Raw genomic sequence first — 18,932 nt, forward strand, 5'->3', positions numbered from 1 at the left:
TAAAGGGTCTACCGGGTTCCGCGTTCTCACGGAGGTAGACCTTTCGGGGGAGAGTTCCTCATCGCTCCTGGTCTGTCAGTGGCGGCTGTCACGATTCGAGTGTCAGTGGCGGGTGTCACTCTTGGGTCCATGGCGAACGACAGTGACGGCATGACCTCGGCGAACACCGGCGCCGACGTGGACTGGGACGCGCGGGCGGCCTCCTTCGACGAGGAGCCGGACCACGGCCTGCGCGACCCGGAGGTGCGCCGGGCCTGGGCCGCGCGGCTGCGCTCCTGGCTGCCCGGGCGGCCTGGCGACGTCCTCGATCTCGGCTGCGGCACCGGCAGTCTGTCGCTCCTCGCGTCCGAACAGGGACACCGGGTGACGGGCGTGGACCTCGCCCCGGCGATGGTGGCGCTCGCCCGGCAGAAGCTGGCCGGGCGTGACGCGGTGTTCCTCGTCGGTGACGCGGCGGCACCGCCCGTCGGGGAGCAGCGCTTCGACGCCGTGCTCGTACGGCATGTCCTGTGGGCCCTGCCCGACCCCGGCCGCGCCCTGCGGCACTGGGCCGGGCTGCTGCGGCCGGGAGGACGGCTCGTGCTGGTCGAGGGCGTGTGGGGGACGGTCGAGCCGGTCGGGATACCGGCGGAGCGGCTCACCGGTCTCCTCGCGCCGATCGCCGGGCAGGTGAGCGTGGAGCGGCTGTCCGGCGATCCGCTGCTGTGGGGCGCGGAGGTGACCGACGAGCGGTACGCGGTGGTGGCCGTGAGCGGGGATTCAGGCCAGGAGCGCGGTGAGGCCCCCGCCGCGGGCCAGTGACTCCAGTTCGTCGAGCGCGGAGCGTGCGGCTGCTGCCGCCCCGGGGTCCCGCTCGGTGAGGCCGCTGTCGGCGAACTCGTCCTCGTCCAGGCGTCGTACGTCCGTGCCGTCCGCGGAGACCCACAGATCCAGGTCGAGGTCCTCCACGACGAGCTCCGGGCCGGAGCGCGCGGCGGGGCGGGTGATGTCGCAGTACCAGCCCTTCAGCGCGCCCGTGGCGGAGCGGACCTCCTTCACCGCGTACCAGCGGTCACGCCAGTAGTACTCCGTGAAGACGTCCCCGGGCTCGAAGCGGACGAAGCCGAAGTCGCGTACGCCGCTGCCTGCCCACGGGGCCCGGACCGCGACGCGGGTGCCGTCGTCCGCCAGGAGCTCGCCGGTGTAGCGGATCTTCGTACGGCCCGCCTTGACGAGCACGACGTCCAGCCGGCCGGACCGGTCAGCCGAGTTCACGGACATAACGCACTTCCTTCGCGCAGATCTCGTAGCCGAACCACTTGTTGATGGCGATCATCGGTTCGTTGCCGGTGTCGTTGCCGGTGAACGCCTCCGTGTACCCGGCGGCACGGGCCCGGTGCAGGGAGTCGTTCTTGGCCAGCTTCGCCAGGCCCCGGCCGCGGAAGGCCCGGGCGGTGCCGGTCATGGCGGTGCCGTAACGGGTACCGTCCGTGTACGCCACGCTGAAGGCGGCCGGGTGGCCGTCGACGACCGCGACCGTGGTCAGGTCCCGGTTGAGGAGCGGGTGCTTCCAGGTCTCCTCCAGCCAGGCCTCGTAGTCCGTGAACTCGGCCTCGATGTCGCTCGGTTCGTCCGACACCGTCTCCGCGTCCAGTTCGAACATCGGGCGCGGGTCGTCCGCGAAGTCGGCGGCCGTGCGCAGCTCGACGCCCGCCGGCGGGTCCTGGCGGGGCGGCAGCGGGCCGGCCAGGTCCAGGCGCATGAAGTAGGCGGAACGACTGGCCCGGAAGCCGTGCCGCTCGGCGAAGGCGAGGTTGTCCGGCTCGTCCAGCACCCACGCGAACAGCTTCCTGACGCCCAGCGAGGCCAGACGCTCCTCGGCGGTGCGCAGCAGGAGCGAACCGGCGCCGCGGTGCCTGCGGTCGGGGTGCACGTAGATGTTGGCGGAGCCCTGCCCGGGTTCCGGGCTGTCGTGGGCGACGCTGATCTGGGCCGTGCCGATGATCTCACCGTCCTCCTCGGCGACGAGCTGTCCGAAGTGGGCGTCCGGGTGGGCGTGGACCAGGGTGTGCACCACGGACTCGGGGGTGGACAGCATGTAGGGCAGGGCGAGCCGGCGGGTGTGGGAGAACCCCTCGGCGTCGGCTCGGACATCGGGTCGCAGGTCGCGCACGATCACGGTCATGGAGGCGCACGCTACGGGGGAGCGCGCCCGGGGTGCCTCCCATTTTCCGTCGGGTACGGGACAATCGGCCTGTGACCTTGAAGATCGACATCGACGACAGTGCTCCGCCGTACGAGCAGGTGCGGGCGCGGATCTCCGAGCAGGCGCGGTCGGGTGAGCTGCCGGTGGGGTACCGGCTGCCGACCGTGCGGGGGCTGGCCGAGTCGCTGGGGCTCGCCGCGAACACGGTCGCCAAGGCGTACCGCGCGCTGGAGGCGGACGGCGTGATCGAGACGCGGGGACGGCACGGCACGTTCGTGGCCGCCGCCGGCTCGGCGGCGGACCGGGAGCTGGCGCTCGCCGCCCAGGCGTACGCGGAGCGGGCCCGCAGGCTCGGGCAGGGGGAGGACGCGGCGCTCGCCGCGGTGCGGGACGCCCTGCGGGCGGCTTACGGGGAGTAGGGCGTTGCCCAGCCGGCCTGCGCCAGACGCCCAGGTGTCCGGGTGATCTCCACGCCCGCCGATCGTCCCAGCCGTGCGAACGTCATCGCGTCCTCCACCGCCGCACCGCCCGGGTCGTTGTTGAAGTACGCGTAGACGTCCTCGCCACCGGACCAGGTCGTGGCGATGCGGTCGAGCCAGGTGGCGAGGGAGCGGCGGCCGTAGTGGGGCCAGGGCCGGGCGCGGCCCTGGTGGAAGCGGACGTAGCCCCAGTCGGTGGTGCGCCACAGCGGCGTCGCGGGGCGCGCCAGGACGTCGGCCCAGCACAGGGCCGCGTGCCGGGACTCCAGGACCCTGCGGACCTGCGGCGTCCACCACGAGTCGTGGCGGGGCTCGACCGCGACCCGGGCCGAGGCGGGGAAGCAGCAGAGGCAGGCGTCCAGGAGGCCCGGGTCGGCGCGCAGGTTGGGCGGGAGCTGGAGCAGGACCGGGCCGAGGCGGTCACCGAGGCCCGCCGCGTGGCTCATCAGGCGGTCGACCGGCTCCTCGGGGTCCTTGAGCCGTTTGATGTGGGTCAGATAGCGGCTCGCCTTGACCGCGACCACGAAGTCCGCGGGCACCCGGCCGCGCCAGTCCTCGAACGTCTCCCGGGCCGGCAGCCGGTAGAAGGCGTTGTTGATCTCCACGGTGGCGAAGTGCTCCGCGTACTCCTCGAGCCAGAGCCGCATCGGCAGCCCGGACGGGTACAGGACGTCCCGCCAGTCCTTGTACTGCCACCCGGACGTGCCGACGAACAGGGTCATAGACCCATCAAAACACCGCACGCCCCGGAGGGGGCGGTGGCGACCCGGGCCTCCGGGCCGCTACCCGTCGGCGCGCGTGTGGAAGCGGTAGAACAGCAGCAGGAAGACGGCTGCCGTGACCAGCACCGACGTGATGACCACCGGACGGAGGTCGTCACCGGTCTGGCTGTAGAGGAACCCCAGCGCGGCGCCGGCGAAGACGGCCCGCACGAGCGCGTGCAGCGCGTGCAGGTCGCGCCTCAGGCGCCGGGTCACCTGGACCACGGCGATGCAGACGGCCGTGAAGGCGAGCGCGCTCCACACCCCCGACGCCACGTCCGGTCCGGTGATCGGACCACCGTGACGCCGGTTCACCGCCACCCAGTTGCCGTAGACGAGACCGAGGACGACGGGCAGGACCCACCGCGCGAGGCGGTGGGTGGATTCGCTGAACACGGTGGGTGCCGTGTGTGCCATCAGAGCCCTCCTCGGTCCCGGCGAAGCGCGGTGCCGCCGCTCCCCGTACCTTGGCACGCCTGGGTAACAGGGAGGTGAGAGGCGGTTGTGTGCGAACCGGGCTACAGATACAGCCCCGCGTCGGCGTCCCCGCGCGGCTCCGGCAGGGCCGTCGGGGACGTGCCCCGGCGCAGCGCGTACAGCTCGGCCAGCGTCGCGCCCTCGCGGCCGACGCCGTCCTCGCGGCCCAGCCAGCTCACGGCCTCCGCGCGGGTCAGCGGACCCACCTCGATCCGGGCGAGGCAGCGGCCGGGCCGGACGACGGCGGGGTGCAGGCGCTCCAGGTCCTCGTTGGTCGTGACCCCCACCAGGACGTTGCGGCCCTGGCCGAGCAGCCCGTCCGTCAGGTTCAGCAGCCGCGACAGCGCCTGGCCCGCCGTGTGCTTGGCCTCGCCGCGGATCAGCTCGTCGCAGTCCTCCAGGAGCAGCAGCCGCCAGCGGCCCTTGCCCGCCGCGTCCTCCTCGCCGATCGCGATGTCCATCAGATAGCCGACGTCACTGAACAGCCGCTCGGGGTCCAGGACGCAGTCCACCTGGCACCAGTCCCGCCAGGAACGGGCGAGGGTGCGCAGCGCCGACGTCTTGCCGGTGCCCGGCGGGCCGTGCAGGAGGAGAAGCCGGCCCGAGATGTCCTCGGGGGTCGTCTTCATCAGGCGGTCCATGGCGTCCGCCACCGGCGCCGTGTAGTTGGGCCGGACCTCGTCCCAGGTGCCCGCCGCGATCTGGCGCGTGGTGCGGTGCGGGCCGCGGCGCGGGGAGACGTACCAGAAGCCCATGGTGACGTTCTCCGGCTGCGGTTCGGGCTCGTCCGCCGCGCCGTCCGTGGCCTGGTCGAGGACCTTCTTGGCCAGCTCGGCGCTGGTCGCCGTCACCGTGACGTCGGCGCCCCGGTTCCAGCGGGAGATCAGCAGCGTCCAGCCGTCGCCCTCGGCGAGCGTCGCGCTGCGGTCGTCGTCCCGGGCGACGCGCAGCACGCGGGCACCGGACGGCATCAGCGTCGCCCCGGACCGTACGCGGTCGATGTTCACCGCGTGGGAGTACGGCTGCTCGCCCGTCGCGAAGCGGCCGAGGAACAGCGCGTCGACGACATCGGACGGGGAGTCGGAGTCGTCGACGGTGAGCCGGATCGGCAGCGCCTCGTGCGGGTTTCCAGACATGCCGCCATGATCCGGCACGGGAGCGCCGCGTGCACCCGGTTTCCCGGTGCACGCGGCGTGTTCCCGGGCGCGGGTCAGCCCCCGGAGCGGGACAGCAGCCGGCGTGCCTGACGGGCCCTGCGGACCACGGCGTACCCCTTGGTCAGGGCGCGGTCCCGGGCGAAGGTGCGGGCGATCGCCCGGCCTTCGACCAGCCGCTCGAACTCGTCGGTGCCCGTGCTGCGGCGCACCGTCACGCGCCGCAGGGCGTACGGACCCTGCGCGCGGCGCGCGAGGCCGTTGCCGACGGCGACGGCCTGCGCGTAGCCCGTCTCGCGCACCGCCTGCCGGACCCGGCGGCTGGAATAGCCGTAGGGATAGGCGAACGAGGCCGGAACGGTGCCCAGTTGGTCCGCGACGATCTCCTTGCAGTGGATCAGCTCGAACCGCAGCGTGGCGTCGGAGACCTGGTCGAGCTGCGGGTGGCTGTGGCTGTGCCCGCCGATCTCGACGCCCGCCGCCGCGAGCTCGCGGACCTGGTCCCAGTCCAGCATGGTGTCCAGGCCGCCGCCGGTGTCGTACGGCCCCCGGATCCACCCGGTCGAGACGAACAGGCTGGCCGGGAAGCCGTGCTTGGCGAGCACCGGCAGGGCGTGCCGGTGCACCCCCTCGTAGCCGTCGTCGAACGTGATGAGGACCGGCCGCTCGGGCAGCGCGCGGCCGGAGCGCCAGCGCGCCGCCAGCTCGGCGGTGGTGACGGGTCGGAGACCCCGCTCGGCGAGCACCGCCATCTGCTCGGCGAACGCCTCGGGGGTCACGGACAGGGCGCGGGTCGCGTCGTTCGGATCGGTCGCGACCGCGTGGTACATGAGGATCGGTACGCGGACGTCACTCACGGGCCGCCACCTCCACCTCGGGCACCGAGAACGTGGTTCCGCCCCGGCGGGCCCGCACGCCGCCCACCAGGTAGCCGCCCGCCGCCGTCAGCACCCCGGCGACGATCGCCCCCGCCCGCCCGGCACCGCCCGGCCGGGCCAGCAGGGCGTCCCGCAGCCCTCGGGCCACCCCCGCGGGCAGGACCCGGGTGGCGTACCGGCGTTCGGACTCCAGTCCCTTGTCGGCGCCCACGCTGCGGGCCACCAGGGCCTTGGACAGGCCCTCGGCGTACGTGCGCGTACGGAAGTAGCGGAAGTGCTCACGGGCCTCGGGCACCCGGTGGTGGATCACGGCCCGGTCGTCGATCAGCAGCACCGCGTCGGGCCGGGCCCGGCTGAGACGGATGCACAGTTCCGTCTCCTCGCAGCCCAGCGGGCGCTTGTCGCCGTCCCGGCCGATGCCGGTGGCGAAGCCGCCCGCCGCGTCGAAGGCGCTGCGGCGGAACGAGGCGTTGCCGCCGAGCACGTTGCGCACCCGGACCCGGCCGCGCGGCAGGCCCCGGTAGGTGCAGCCCACCACCCAGTCGAACTCCTCGGGGAACCAGGCCGGCCGGCGTCCCGACGCCCAGACCGGCTCCGTACGCCCCCCGACCGCCATCACGCGCGGGTCGGCGTACGCCTCGGCGAAGTGCAGGAGCCAGTCGCGCTCGGCCACGGCGTCGTCGTCGAGGAAGGCGACGACCTCTCCGCGCGCGGCGGCGATCCCGGTGTTGCGGCCGGCGGACAGGCCGCGGGGACCGGCGTTGGCGAGCACCCGCACCACCGCGCCGCCGTCGGGCTCCTTGTACTCCTTGGCCAGCCGCTCCCGGAGCGGCTCGTTGTGGTCGACGACCAGCAGTGTCTCCAGGGCGGGCCGTGACTGCGCCCGCACGGACGAGACCGCCGCGAGGATGTCCTCCCAGCGGTCCTCCGTGTACGCGCAGATCACGACCGAGATGCCGGGACCGCTCAAGACACCTCTCCCCGGACCGAGTCGAGCATCGGCGACTGGGGCGAACGGCGGCGCAGCGCCCGGCGGTTGGAGCGCTCCTGGAGGATGACCCTGAGCACGCGCAGCCCGTCGCGCACGGCCCGCAGGTTGCTGGTGCCGTGGATGCGCAGGTACTCGTAGCTCGGGATCTCCTGCACCTTGAGGCCGGCCTTGACGACCCGGATGTTCATCAGGGTCTCGACCTCGAAGCCGGTGCAGTCGAGGTCGATCTTGTCGAGGCAGTGCCGCCAGAACGCGTTGTAGCCGTAGCACAGGTCGGTGTAGCGGGCGCCGAACTTGCGGTTGACGACCGTGCACAGCGCCCAGTTGCCGAGCTTGCGGATGAAGGTCATGTCGTCGGTGCCACCGCCGTTGGCGAAGCGGGAGCCCTTGGCGAAGTCCGCGCCGGAGACCAGCGCGGAGACGTAGGAGAGGATCTCCCCGCCGTCCGCCGAGCCGTCCGCGTCGACCATCACGATGATGTCGCCGGTGCACGCCTGGAACCCGGTGATCAGGGCGTCGCCCTTGCCCTTGCCGCGCTGCTCGACGACCTTGACGTCGGGCCACAGCCCGCGGGCCACCTGGACGGTGTCGTCGGTGGAGTTGCCGTCGACCAGGACCACTTCGTGGATCCAGTCGGGCAGGGTCTTGAAGACGTACGGAAGGTTCTCCGCCTCGTTCATGGCCGGGATGACCACGCTCACCGGCGGCGCTATGGCCAGGTGCGAGGAGACGGGCCGGTACTTCCCGGCGGTCGGCGGATGCGGGTCCGTCGCGGCCGGCTGCAGAACTGAGCTCATGAGTCTGGTCCCTCTCGTCCGGTGGACCGCCCCCCCAGGGCAGTCCGGATCCAGTCCGGTTCGAAAGGGGGGTTCTCACCCGCGGCACGCCGAGATGGAGCTTCGGGCACGCCGGGTGAGCTGGCAAAGCTGGCCGACAGCGCAGAACGACAGCCGACCGCGCGGCACGGCCCGGTCACCTTGCGGTCGCCGAGCACGGCACCCCCCTACCGCGCCCCGCGCCGGCCGTCGCGGTCCTGAGCCCTCCCCTGGAGCCGCGTACTGACGGACCGATGCGGGTGAGATGTATGACGGTATTGACGATTGAACCCGTATGGCAAGACCTGGAACGGCCCCTCACGTTTTTGTTGGTTTGGCCGTTGCGGGATGCTTTTCATGGGGCACAAGTTGAAAGATTCCGGTGACGGAAACAACGGAAACAACCGTTCCCCGGAGGCGGGTCGGCCTCCGGGGAACGGTTGTTCAGGTGCTGGTGTCCGTGCGGTCCGTGCCGGTTACGGCACGAGCTTCAGCAGCCGGTTCGGCGAGCCCGAACCCGCGCTGGTCACCTTGCCGGTGGTGGCGCCGCCGACCAGGGCCGAGGCGACCTGGGCCGGGGTGGAGGAGGTGTGGCCCGCCAGGTAGACCGCCGCCGCGCCCGCGACGTGCGGGGTCGCCATCGAGGTGCCGGAGATGGTGTTGGTCGCGGTGTCGCTGGTGTGCCAGCCGGCCGTGATGGAGGAGCCGGGCGCGAAGATGTCCAGGGCGGAGCCGTAGTTGGAGTAGCTCGCCTTGGCGTCGGTGCTGGTGGTGGCGCCGACGGTGATCGCCTCGGCGACCCGGGCCGGGGAGGACGAGGAGGCGGTGGTGCTGCTGTTGCCCGCGGCGACGGCGTACGTGACGCCGCTGGCTATGGAGTTGCGGACCGCCGTGTCCAGCGCGGTGGAGGCACCGCCGCCGAGCGACATGTTGGCGACCGAGGGGCCGGAGTGGTTCTGCGTCACCCAGTCGATGCCCGCGATCACGCCCGCGGTGGTGCCGGAGCCGCTGTTGTTCAGCACCCGCACACCCACGATCTTCGCCTTCTTGGCGACGCCGTAGGTCGAGCCCGCGATCGTGGTGGCCACATGGGTGCCGTGGCCGTTGCCGTCGGAGGCGTTGTTGTCGCCGTCGACGGCGTCGTAACCGTGCGCGGCACGGCCGCTGATCTGCTGGTGGGTGATGCGCACACCGGTGTCGATCACGTAGACCGTCACGCCGCTGCCCGCGGTGTCCGGGTAGGTGTAGGTGCCGGAGAGCGGGAGCGAGGTCTGGTCGATGCGGTCCAGACCCCAGGGGGCGCTGGTCTGGGTGGCGGAGAGCCCGACGCGCTGGTCCTGCTCGACCGAGGCCACCGCCGGGTCGGCGGCGAGGCGCCTGGCCTCGGTGGCGGACAGGGTGGCGGAGTAGCCGTTCAGCGCCTTGCCGAACGTCTTGCGCACGGAGCCGCCGTACTCCTCGACGAGTTCCTTGCCCGCGGCCGATGACGCCTTCAGGCCCGCGCTCTTCTTGAGCGTGACGATGTAGCTGTCCTTGATCGCGGCCGGGGAGTCCGCGGCGAGCACCCGGCCCTCGGCGGGTCCGGCGGCCTGGGCGGGGAGGGCGGTGAGCCCGCCCACGAGGGCGGCGGTCGCCGACAAGGTGATCGCGGCGAGTCCGAGTCTCTTGCTGCGCAGTTGTGCCATTACGAGGGAGTCCTCCTCTAGGCGGCGCGCGCCTGGGTGGGGCGTGCGTCATGTGGGGGATGTGCGCGTGCTCGCGCACACGGCCGGGAGCGTCGCGTTCCGCTCTCAGCCGGAGTAAAGCGTCGACCAACTACCGGCGTAGAACAAGGGAGTTGAGCACTAGTCAACAAATCTGTCATGAGCACGTAACAAGAGGTGTCCAGTGCGTAACAAGACGTGAGGTGAACACGCCGTGCGCGTCCCGGAAAGGGCCGAAAAGGCTTGGCATGGACACTTCCTGTCAACCCGCGTAGCTGCTACGACGGTTGTGGCAGAGATCCTGCTAAGGGAGGTTCCATGAGACGTTCCCGACTTGTCGTCTTCGTGAGCTCGCTCCTCCTCGCCGTCGGCACCGCCCTCACCGGGGCCGCCACGGCGCAGGCGTCCTCAGTCGCCACAACTGGCGGCTACGCAGCGCTCGGTGACTCCTACTCCTCCGGAGTGGGCGCCGGCAGCTACATCAGCTCCAGCGGCGACTGCAAGCGCAGCACGAAGGCCTACCCCTACCTCTGGGCCACCGCCCATTCACCCTCGACGTTCGACTTCACGGCCTGCTCCGGCGCCCGAACGGGTGATGTTCTGTCCGGACAGCTCGGCCCGCTCAGCAGCTCCACCGCCCTCGTCTCCCTCAGTGTGGGCGGCAACGACGCCGGATTCGCCGACGTCATGACGACCTGTGTGACCCAGTCCGACAGCGCCTGCGTCTCCCGCATCAACACCGCACGCGCGTACGTCGACTCCACGCTCCCCGGCAAGCTCGACAGCGTGTACTCGGCGATCCGCTCCAAGGCCCCCAACGCCCACGTCGTCGTCCTCGGCTACCCCCGCTTCTACCAGCTCGGCACCACCTGCCTCGGCCTCTCCGAGACCAAGCGCAAGGCCATCAACGACGCCTCCGACCACCTCAACACCGCCATCGCCAAGCGCGCCGCGAACCACGGCTTCAGCTTCGGCGACGTCCGCGGCACCTTCACCGGCCACGAGATCTGCTCCGGCGACTCCTGGCTGCACAGCGTCAACTGGCTGAACATCGGCGAGTCGTACCACCCGAAGGCACCCGGCCAGTCGGGCGGCTACCTGCCCGTGCTCAACGCCAACGACTGACCGCTCAGCCGGAGTCCGTGTCCGACTCCGTGTCCGACTCCGTGTCCGAAGGAGAAGGGGAGGCCCCGCCCGTCGGGGTCTCCGTCTCGCAGGTGATCGAGAACGGCACCGACTCGGACGTCGTGCGCACCGGCTCCCGCACCTCGACACTGATCTCGTTCTCGAACGTCCCGGTCCCCGCCTCGGTCGTCACGGTCACCGCGTCCCGCTGCGTACGGCCGCCGCCCTCCGGGAACGACAGCGTCTTCCAGCCACCGTCGAGCACCGACCCGTCCTGCGTCACCCAGCGGTAGCGCACCTCGGCCGGCAGCCGCCCCACCGTGAACGTCGCCGTGAACCTCGGCGCCCGGGCGCCCGGCGGCGGACACGGCCCCGCGTAGTCCGTGCGCGTGCCGTCCAGACCGACCCGCACCGACTGCGGCGGCGGACTGCTCTCCTCGCTCTCGCTCTCACTCGGCGTCGGGGACGGACTGGACTTCCCGCTCCCGGTGTTCTGCGTCGGATCCTTGGTCTCGGCGGGCGTACTCGCCCCGGCACCCCGGTCGCCGTTCCCGTCGCCGTCCCCGCGGTTCAGCAGCGCGTACGTCAGCCCGCCCACCGCGAGCGCCAGCGCGACCACGCCCGCGACCAGAACCCGGCCCGCCCGGCGGTCGCGGTCCTGGCGGGTGGCCGTCGTCGCCCCCGAGCCGGACGGCGCCGGCTGCCCGGGGAGGGGCATCGGGGGCGTGGGCGAGGGCTCGGGACGGGCCGCGACCGTCGGCGGGAACGGGACGGCCCGTACGGTGTCGGCGCGCGGCGAGCCGCCCGCGCCGATGACCCGCAGGTCCTGCTCGGCCTGCTCGGCCGGCAGCCGCTGCGCGGGATCCTTGCGCAGCAGCCCCTCGATGACCGGGGCGAGCGGACCGGCCCGGTACGGCGGCGGCAGCTCCTCGTCGACGATCGCGCGCAGCGTGCTCAGCGGGGTGTCGTGCCGGAACGGCGAGTGACCCTCGACCGCCGCGTACAGCAGCACGCCGAGCGACCAGAGGTCGGACTCCGGGCCCGGCGTGCGGCCGAGCGCCCGCTCCGGGGCGAGGAACTCGGGCGAGCCGATGACCTCCCCGGTCATGGTCAGCGCGGAGCTGCCCTCGACCATGGCGATGCCGAAGTCGGTGAGCACGATCCGGCCGTCGTTCGCGATCAGCACGTTGGCCGGTTTCACGTCCCGGTGCAGCACCCCGGCCTCGTGCGCGGCCCGCAGCGCGGCCAGCACCTCGGCACCGATGTGCGCGGCACGCTGCGGGGTCATCGGGCCCTCGGCGTCCAGGACCTCGGCCAGGGAGAGCCCGCGCACCAGCTCCATGACGATCCACGGCCGGCCCTCGTCCGTCGCCACGTCGTACACCGTGACCACGTTCCGGTTGGAGATCCGGGCCGCCGCCCACGCCTCCCGCTCCAGCCGGGCGTACATCCGCTGCACGTCGTCGCCCCCGAGCCCCGCCGGGGCGCGCACCTCCTTGACGGCGATCTCACGGTGCAGCACCTCGTCGCGGGCGCGCCACACCGTCCCCATACCGCCCTCGCCGAGCGGTGCCAGGAGCCGGTAGCGGCCCGCGATCACACGCTCATGGCCCGGTTCTTCGGACACGGCGCCCCCATTCGCAGCCGGGCGAAATCTCCACGAGGTCTGTTTTCCCCATGACGTCGGATTTCCTCACGAACGTAACTCAGCCCAGTGCGGATGCGGCCCCCTTGAACACCAGTCCGGCCCCCAGGACGACGACGGCGAAGGCCGAGCCGAGCGGCGCGGTCCGGCGCACCAGGGCCGCCATCGGGCCCGTCGTCCAGCGGGGGCGACGGTCCAGGAGCCGGTTCATCCCGCTGCCCGCCTTGACGACGGCGTACCCGGCGGCCGTCAGGGTGAGCGCGAGCCCGACGCCGTACGCGACGACCAGCAGCAGGCCGAACCAGGCCTGCCCGAGGGCCGCGGCACCGACGAGCACCACCACGGCGGACGGGCTGGGCACGAGTCCGCCCGCGAAGCCCATGAGGATCGTGCCGCGGAGGGTGGGGGCGACGGGGTGGGAGTGGGTGGACCCGCCGTGGGTGTGCTCGATCGTGTGGGGGTGGGAGTGGGGGCGGTTGTGGTCGTGCGGGTGGTCGTGGTCGTGATCGTGGTGCTGGTGATCGTGATCGTGGTCGTGCGCGTGGCTGTGGCTCTCGTCGTCGTGTGTGTGGGTGTGGCCACCAGCGCCGTGGTGGTGGGTGTGCGCGCGGTTGCGCAGGGCGCGGCGGACCAGGCTCGCGCCCGCGAGGGTCACCAGGACGCCGCTGGCGACGCCGAGCCAGGCGATCACGGAGGGGGCCGCCGCCGAACCGGCCGTCACCAGGAGGCCCAGGGCGACCACGCCCAGGGTGTGGGTGACCGTCACCGAGGCGGCCATCGGCAGGACGTCCTTCATCCGGGCCTGGCCGCCCCGGGCCGCCGCCGTCGCGGCCATGATGGTCTTGCCGTGGCCCGGGGCGAGGGCGTGCATCGCGCCCAGGACGACGGCGATGAGCAGGGCCAGCGCGGCGAAGCCCACGGTGAGGTCGTGCCGGGCGACCAGGTCGTCCAGGGCCCGCGTCCAGCGGTCGGCGCCGCGCGGCAGCACGGAGGCGGCGGGGGCGTCCGACTCCTCCTCGGACAGGGCCGCACCACCGGGGCGCACGCGCAGGGCGGCGGCCGCGGTGTCGGCCGGGGAGGAGAGCAACTCCTCGGGATAGCGGGTCAGTTCGGCCGAGATCGTCCTCTCCGGGACGTCCGACTCGGTGAGCGTCATACGGTCGCCCCGCGCCGTGATCTCCCGCCAGCCGGGGCCGGAGGAGGCGCCCGCGCCACGGAAGCCGAGCGACAGGGTCTCCTGGCCCGACGGCAGGGGAGCGGTCAGTTCGCACTCCACACGGAGGGTGTCGAGTCCCGCCTGCCCGGGCCGCACGCGCGCGTGGCTGCGCTCGGCGGTGAGCGGGGTGCCGCGGCCGTCGACGGTGACCCTGCTGTCCGCGGCGGCCGTGGCGCACCGCTCGCGGGCCCACATGGCGATGCCCAGCCGTTCGATGTCCGGCCCCGCCTGGGTCGCCGGGATCTCGGCGAGGTCCTCGACGTGGTGGACCCGCAGTTCGCCGGGGGCGGCGACCAGACCGTCGTAGCGGTTGACGGTGAAGTTGCCCAGCGGGTGGGCGCTCGCCGCGCCGGCGGGCAGCAGGGTGAGCGCGCAGGCGGCCGTGAGGACGGCGGCGCCGGACGCGAACAGGCGGCGCACGGTCACCGGGTCCCCTCCAGGTCCTTGAGCGCGGCACGGGCCTCGCGGGCGCCGAGCGGCGAGAAGCCGGGGTTCAGGTCGAGCGCGGCCGTCAGGTGGTCGCGGGCCTCGCGGTCGTTCCCGGCGGCGCGCTCGATGATGCCCCGGTGGTAGAGGAAGCCGGCGTTGCGGTAGCCGGTGGCGGTGGCGCGGCGGGCGTACGGCAGGGCTTCCTCGTCGCGGCCGTTGACGTGCAGGGCCCAGGCGAGGGCGTCGGCGGTGTGGACGCTGTGCCGGCGGTTCCACTCGGCGCGGGCGGCGCGCAGGGCCTCCTTCTTGTCGCCGTGGTCGGCGGCGGCCATGGCCGAGTCGAGGTCGGCGTTGACACCGCCCGCGCGGGCGAGGGACGTCCAGGCGTCGACGAGGGCGTACTGGTCGCCGGCCTTCGCCCGGTCGCCGTCGGCGCCGCGGTCCTCGTACAGCTCGCCGAGGGCGACGAGCGGGCCGGGCAGCGGGAAGCGGGCGACGACTCGCTCCAGTCCCTCGACGGCGGCGGCCCGGTCGCCGTTCGCGGCCTGGGCGCGGGCGCGGCCCTCCAGGGCGGGGAGGTAGTCCTCGTCGGCGGCGAGGGCCCGGGCGTAGTGGCCGAGGGCCGTCTTGTACTCGCCCTGGTTCCAGGCGAGTTGCCCGAGGGCGGTGGCGACGTACGCGATGTCGCCGGGCGTGTCGGCGGCCTCCAGGGCGCGCTCCAGCACGTCACGCGCCGTACGGACGTCGCCGCTCAGCTCCTTCACGTACGCGTACCGCGTGAAGACGGGTATCCCGGGCCGCCTGTCATCGGCGGTGCGGGCGGCCTCGGCGGCGTCCTCGTACCGGCCCAGCTCGACGAGGGCGTCTATGCGCGTGCACAGGGCGCGCTCGTTGTAGGGGTTCTGCTTCAGGGCCCGGTCGGCGTCCTTGAGCGCGCCGGTGAAGTCGTGCCGGGCGGCGGCGAGGGCGGCACGGCCGGCGAGAGCCTGGTCGTTGCCGGGGTCCAGCTCCAGGGACCGCTTCAGCGCCCGCTCGGCCTGCGGATAGCGCGAGGGGTCGCCTTTCGTCCGCGCCTGTTCGACGTAGGCGGTCCCGAGGGTGGCCCAGCCGCCGAAGTCCCTGGGCTGGGCGCGGAGATGCCTCTGCAGGGACCGGATCCCCGAGTCGAGATCGCCCCGGGCGAGGTCGCCGGGGGACAACGCCCCGGCCGCGGACACGGCATCGACCCCGGTTCCGCGATCCTGCGCCCCCCCGACCGCGATGGCCCCACCGGTCAGCGCGACAGCCAGCAGCGCGGCACACCCGGCAAGGTGCGCCCCCCGCCACCGTCGCCCGGCAGCGGCGACCCGCCGCACGGCCGCCACCCGCTGACCGCCGCCGGCGGCGGGTTCGGAGGTGGGGCCGGCGCCGGTGCGCGGCTCGGCCTCCCCGCCGGCGTCGGTCCCGGGCCGGGCGCCGGCTTCGCCGGTCTCCGCGCCGACGGCGTCCGCCCGGTCCCGGCCGTCCCCCGCCGTCTCCGCCCCCGCGTCACGCGGCCCGGCCGCCTCGGCTCCACCCGCTCCGCCCGGGGTCGGCGCTCCGGCCCGCGGAGCAGCCTGCTCGTCGGCCTCCGTCCCGGCGGCCGAACCGTCGTCCCGCCCCCCGGGCCCCTGCCCGTCGGTCTCGGGCTCCGGGGCCGTCGACGGCGGGCGGGCGTCGTCGTGGCTCTCCGGTGTGCTGTCGGTCGTACGCGGAGACATACCTCTCCTCGGTCGGCTGTGCGGGTGCGGTGGGGTGAGGGGAGAGGCGCGGCCCGTGCCGTGGGGGACGGTGAAACGGGCCGCGCCGGTCGGTGGAAGCGGAGCGGGTCAGTACGCCCGGTTCCGCATGCGGCGCCACCACATCAGGGCCGCGCCGATCAGGACGATGCCGCCCGCCCCGGCCCCGGCGGACGCGGCGATCAGGCGCATGTCGTCCGAGCTCTGCGCATCGGCCGGCTGGAGCGCGTCGCCGAGCTGGCTGCGGACGTCGTTGCCGCCGTCCACGCCCTTGGCGAGCGGCCCGCGCGACCCCTCCGTCGGCAGGGCGACGTACGGGAAGGCCTTCTCGAAGTCCTTGTCGTTCTTGTCGACCGCGTCACCCAGGTCGTTCTTCGCGCCCAGCAGCTCACCCTCGACCACCTGGAGCGAGGCGTCGATCACGTCGTCGGTGAGGCGACGGCCGTTCGGGAAGCCGGCGTTGTCACCGTCGAGGACACCGAGCCGCTTGGGCTTGGCGGCCGGCTTGATCGAGGTGTTGAGGCGCAGCTGCTCCGACGGCGTCACGTGCGGCGGCTGGTTGAGGTCCTTGACGCCCTTGAGGAACACGTCGACCAGGTCGTTGCGCGGCTCGTCGGGCGCCGGGATCTTGTAGATCGCCTCGATGAGCTTGGGCAGCTCCGGGTTGGTGACGTTCTTCAGGAACTGGGCGTCGTCCCGAGGCGCGGACGCGTTGAACGTGTCCTTGTCCTTCAGCGGGTTGACGACCTCGTTCACCAGCGGGTTGCCCAGGCGCGAGACCTGTGAGAAGTACCCCTGGGCGTTCTTGCGCTGCGTCGTCGACCAGATGCCGACGACCGGCTGGTCGTGCGACTGGGTGATGAAGCTGTTGGGGACCTGGAGGGCGATCGTGTTGACGTTGTAGCCCTTGAGCGTGTCGTTGCCGACCTCGGAGAGGTTCCCGCCGTACAGCAGGTCGAAGACCCTGAGGTCCAGGAAGAACGGGTCGTCGGCCTGCCCGGCGAAGGTCTGGGCGCCCCCGGCGAGCTTGTGGATCGCCTGCTCGCGCAGGGTGTTGTAGTCCGGCATCGACGCCTTGCCGACGTTCGACGGCGCCACGGGGACGTCGTCGGCGACCTTGGTCTTCGACACCGCCTTCAGATGGCGCAGCTTGATCAGTTCGAGGTCGTACGTCTGCGTGATGTTGAGGTCGGGGTCGTCGAGGCTCTCGACCGGGCCCGTGTTGTACAGGAACGTCTTGTCGTTCTTCGTGTGCGTCTTGAACGTGTACCGGAACAGCAGGTCTTCCTGCGCGTCACCGTCGCTGTCGATGCGCAGGTCGTACTGGGCGTCCTCGGCGAACGTGAAGAAGTTGGGCCCGCCGGCGGGTTCCTCGAACGGGATCCAGTTCGCGACGATGGTCGTCGTGTCCGGCTTGTCCGGGCTGACGAACGCGTACACGTCGGTGTTGTCGTACTGCGGGGTCCCCGAGATCAGCGGGGCCTCGCGGTGACTGGAGGCGGAGGCCGCCTCGGGTTCCAGCGCGGTCACACCGGCGGCTGCGAGCCCGCCGGCGGCCAGCGCACCGCAGACCGCGGTCGCGATGCTCCTGCGTCCCACACCGGTCGCACGGGTCCTGGAGAAAGGTGTCATGCCGTCCGTCCTCAGTGCCAACTTGCCTGACACACGCCATTCGGAGCGGTCGGCAGAGCGGATTGGTCGAATCTCAAACGTTCTTACGTCGCGTTTGAAAAGTTGTTTCATCGCCGGGCGACCCGCGTTTTCGGCACGCTGATCCGTAACCCCATCCGGAGGTGTGTGCGTTGCGAATGCCTCGTGTGAGGGGACAGGCCCCATGCGGCCGGGGAGAGGGGGACCCAGTGGAGGCGGACGAGCTGCTGCTGCTCGTGGCGGGCGGCGACCAGAAGGCCTTCGAGGATCTGTACGGGCTGGTGTCCGGCCCGGTGTTCGGACTCGTACGGCGTGTGGTGCGCGACCCCGCCCAGTCGGAGGAGGTGGCTCAGGAGGTGTTGCTCGAACTGTGGCGCTCGGCCGCGAAGTTCGACCCGGGACGGGGCAGCGCGATGTCGTGGATCCTCACCCTCGCCCACCGCCGTGCCGTCGACCGGGTGCGCAGCGCCCGCGCGGCCGGCGAGCGCGAGCAGCGGGAGGCCTGGCGCGCCCACCACCCGGCCTTCGACCAGGTCACCGAGGAGGTCGAGGCGGGACTCGAGCGCGAGTGGGTGCGCGTCTGCCTGGACCGCCTCACCGAACTCCAGCGCCAGTCCGTCACCCTCGCCTACTACGAGGGCTACACCTACCGTGAGGTGGCCGAGCGGCTCTCCCTGCCGCTGGGCACCGTCAAGACGCGGATGCGCGACGGGCTCACCCGGATGCGCGAGTGCCTGGGAGGCGTGGCATGAGTCTCTTCCGCCGCGAGGACCCGCACTCGCTCGCCGCGCCCTACGCGCTCGACGCCCTCGAATCCCCGGAGCGGGTCCGCTTCGAGAAGCACCTGAGGGACTGCGGCCGCTGCGCCGCCGAGGTGCGCGCCCTGTCCGAGGACGCCGTACGGCTCGCCTGGTCCACGGCCGCCCCGGCACCCGCCGCCCTGCGCGACCGGGTCATGGCCGCCGTACGGGCGACTCCGCAGGACCCGGCGCCGCAGCACGCGGCACGCGAGCCGGCACGCGTGCGTGCGCCGCAGCTGCCGCCGCACGTGTGGGGCACCCAGCCGCCGCCGCGGCAGCGGGAGCGGCGCCGCATCCCGCTGTTCGTGCCCTTCGCCACGGCCACCGCCGCCGCGGCCCTCGTCGTCGCCTCGTTGTTCGCGGTGCAGGCGAACAGCACCCAGGACCAGCTGACCGCCGAGCGGGAGCGGTCACGTGAGATCGCCCACGTCCTCGCGGCTCCGGACGCCCGTGCGAGCAGCGGCCGGGACGGGCGGGGCCGAACCATCGGAGTGATCGCTTCCGCCTCAGAGGGGAGCGCGGTGGTCACCCTCGGCGGATACGGTGCTCCGCCGGGCGGCCGAGTGCACCAGTTGTGGCTCATGCGCCCGGGCGCGCAACCACGCTCCCTGGGCCTCTTCGAGGGCGACACGCCCCTGGTCGCGACGGATCTCGGCACGTCCGCGACGTCACTGGCAGTGACCGTCGAGCCGGCCGGGGGATCGTCGCAGCCCACTACCCAGCCCATCGTCCAACTCGCCCTGAAATCTGTCGGATTCGGAGAGTAATCGGGAATACATCGTCAACCGCCTTGTGGGGAAGGTGAATCCTGTGACCGCGATACACGAGTGCCCGGACGGGGCGATAGGGTTAACCTGCCCGGGCCGG

At 72.6% G+C, this 18,932-nt stretch carries 18 protein-coding genes; 5 read left to right on the forward strand and 13 right to left on the reverse strand.

Features of this window, described 5'->3' with window-relative positions:
• Positions 1–129: 129 nt before the first annotated feature.
• Positions 130–801 carry a class I SAM-dependent methyltransferase gene (locus GTY47_RS25195; protein ID WP_040904094.1) on the forward strand — a complete coding sequence of 224 codons (672 nt, stop codon included), beginning with the start codon at positions 130–132 and terminating at the stop codon, positions 799–801.
• Here GTY47_RS25195 and GTY47_RS25200 read toward each other — a convergent pair.
• Together GTY47_RS25200 and GTY47_RS25205 are read right to left on the reverse strand one after the other, a co-directional pair.
• Complete coding sequence (locus GTY47_RS25200; protein WP_010046148.1) at positions 760–1,260, reverse strand: DUF402 domain-containing protein; 501 nt, start codon at positions 1,258–1,260, stop codon at positions 760–762. The two genes, GTY47_RS25195 and GTY47_RS25200, sit on opposite strands and share 42 nt — an antisense overlap.
• Positions 1,241–2,164, reverse strand: a complete 924-nt coding sequence (locus GTY47_RS25205; protein WP_010046149.1) for a GNAT family N-acetyltransferase — start codon at positions 2,162–2,164, stop codon at positions 1,241–1,243. Before GTY47_RS25205 ends, GTY47_RS25200 begins: the two co-directional genes overlap by 20 nt.
• A gap of 71 nt (positions 2,165–2,235) precedes the next feature.
• Here GTY47_RS25205 and GTY47_RS25210 point away from each other — a divergent pair, with 71 nt between their 5' ends.
• A complete protein-coding gene (locus GTY47_RS25210; RefSeq protein WP_010046150.1) occupies positions 2,236–2,604 on the forward strand; it encodes a GntR family transcriptional regulator in 369 nt (122 codons plus the stop codon).
• Here the strand turns inward: GTY47_RS25210 and GTY47_RS25215 are convergent.
• The 7 genes from GTY47_RS25215 to GTY47_RS25245 form a co-directional block, all read right to left on the reverse strand.
• Entirely contained in the window at positions 2,592–3,386 is a 795-nt protein-coding gene (locus tag GTY47_RS25215; RefSeq protein WP_010046151.1) for a DUF72 domain-containing protein, read from the reverse strand. The two genes, GTY47_RS25210 and GTY47_RS25215, sit on opposite strands and share 13 nt — an antisense overlap.
• 60 nt (positions 3,387–3,446) lie before the next feature.
• Positions 3,447–3,842 (reverse strand): hypothetical protein, encoded by a 396-nt coding sequence (locus GTY47_RS25220; RefSeq protein ID WP_010046154.1) that lies wholly within the window; start codon positions 3,840–3,842, stop codon positions 3,447–3,449.
• A gap of 101 nt (positions 3,843–3,943) precedes the next feature.
• Complete coding sequence (locus GTY47_RS25225) at positions 3,944–5,038, reverse strand: DUF5925 domain-containing protein (RefSeq protein ID WP_010046155.1); 1,095 nt, start codon at positions 5,036–5,038, stop codon at positions 3,944–3,946.
• A gap of 74 nt (positions 5,039–5,112) precedes the next feature.
• A complete protein-coding gene (locus tag GTY47_RS25230) occupies positions 5,113–5,913 on the reverse strand; it encodes a polysaccharide deacetylase family protein (RefSeq protein ID WP_010046159.1) in 801 nt (266 codons plus the stop codon).
• Positions 5,906–6,904 carry a glycosyltransferase family 2 protein gene (locus GTY47_RS25235; protein ID WP_010046161.1) on the reverse strand — a complete coding sequence of 333 codons (999 nt, stop codon included), beginning with the start codon at positions 6,902–6,904 and terminating at the stop codon, positions 5,906–5,908. The genes GTY47_RS25230 and GTY47_RS25235 overlap by 8 nt, the downstream gene beginning before the upstream one ends.
• Positions 6,901–7,722 carry a glycosyltransferase family 2 protein gene (locus GTY47_RS25240; RefSeq protein ID WP_010046164.1) on the reverse strand — a complete coding sequence of 274 codons (822 nt, stop codon included), beginning with the start codon at positions 7,720–7,722 and terminating at the stop codon, positions 6,901–6,903. The genes GTY47_RS25235 and GTY47_RS25240 overlap by 4 nt, the downstream gene beginning before the upstream one ends.
• A 494-nt stretch (positions 7,723–8,216) precedes the next feature.
• Positions 8,217–9,425 carry a S8 family peptidase gene (locus GTY47_RS25245; protein WP_010046166.1) on the reverse strand — a complete coding sequence of 403 codons (1,209 nt, stop codon included), beginning with the start codon at positions 9,423–9,425 and terminating at the stop codon, positions 8,217–8,219.
• A 336-nt stretch (positions 9,426–9,761) separates the two neighbouring features.
• Here GTY47_RS25245 and GTY47_RS25250 point away from each other — a divergent pair, with 336 nt between their 5' ends.
• Positions 9,762–10,568 (forward strand): SGNH/GDSL hydrolase family protein, encoded by an 807-nt coding sequence (locus tag GTY47_RS25250; protein WP_010046167.1) that lies wholly within the window; start codon positions 9,762–9,764, stop codon positions 10,566–10,568.
• 4 nt (positions 10,569–10,572) lie between these two features.
• Here the strand turns inward: GTY47_RS25250 and GTY47_RS25255 are convergent, their stop codons facing one another.
• The 4 genes from GTY47_RS25255 to GTY47_RS25270 all read right to left on the reverse strand — a co-directional run bounded on the left by GTY47_RS25255 (position 10,573) and on the right by GTY47_RS25270 (position 17,247).
• Positions 10,573–12,195, reverse strand: a complete 1,623-nt coding sequence (locus tag GTY47_RS25255; protein WP_040904098.1) for a serine/threonine-protein kinase — start codon at positions 12,193–12,195, stop codon at positions 10,573–10,575.
• A 79-nt stretch (positions 12,196–12,274) separates the two neighbouring features.
• Entirely contained in the window at positions 12,275–13,855 is a 1,581-nt protein-coding gene (locus GTY47_RS25260; protein ID WP_010046169.1) for a nickel transporter, read from the reverse strand.
• Complete coding sequence (locus GTY47_RS25265; RefSeq protein WP_010046170.1) at positions 13,852–15,597, reverse strand: tetratricopeptide repeat protein; 1,746 nt, start codon at positions 15,595–15,597, stop codon at positions 13,852–13,854. Before GTY47_RS25265 ends, GTY47_RS25260 begins: the two co-directional genes overlap by 4 nt.
• A 108-nt stretch (positions 15,598–15,705) precedes the next feature.
• A complete protein-coding gene (locus GTY47_RS25270) occupies positions 15,706–17,247 on the reverse strand; it encodes a DUF4331 domain-containing protein (RefSeq protein ID WP_010046171.1) in 1,542 nt (513 codons plus the stop codon).
• Between the two features lie 227 nt (positions 17,248–17,474).
• Between GTY47_RS25270 and GTY47_RS25275 the strand changes: the two genes are divergently transcribed.
• Both GTY47_RS25275 and GTY47_RS25280 read left to right on the forward strand, forming a co-directional pair.
• The gene (locus GTY47_RS25275) at positions 17,475–18,017 is read left to right on the forward strand and encodes a sigma-70 family RNA polymerase sigma factor (protein WP_010046179.1); all 543 of its coding nucleotides are present in this window, start codon (positions 17,475–17,477) and stop codon (positions 18,015–18,017) included.
• Positions 18,014–18,832, forward strand: coding sequence for an anti-sigma factor (locus GTY47_RS25280; protein WP_010046182.1), 819 nt, complete (start codon positions 18,014–18,016; stop codon positions 18,830–18,832). The genes GTY47_RS25275 and GTY47_RS25280 overlap by 4 nt, the downstream gene beginning before the upstream one ends.
• Positions 18,833–18,932: the final 100 nt, after the last annotated feature.

The sequence above is a fragment of the Streptomyces sp. SID5464 genome (assembly GCF_009862985.1).
Lineage (GTDB): Bacteria > Actinomycetota > Actinomycetes > Streptomycetales > Streptomycetaceae > Streptomyces > Streptomyces chartreusis_D.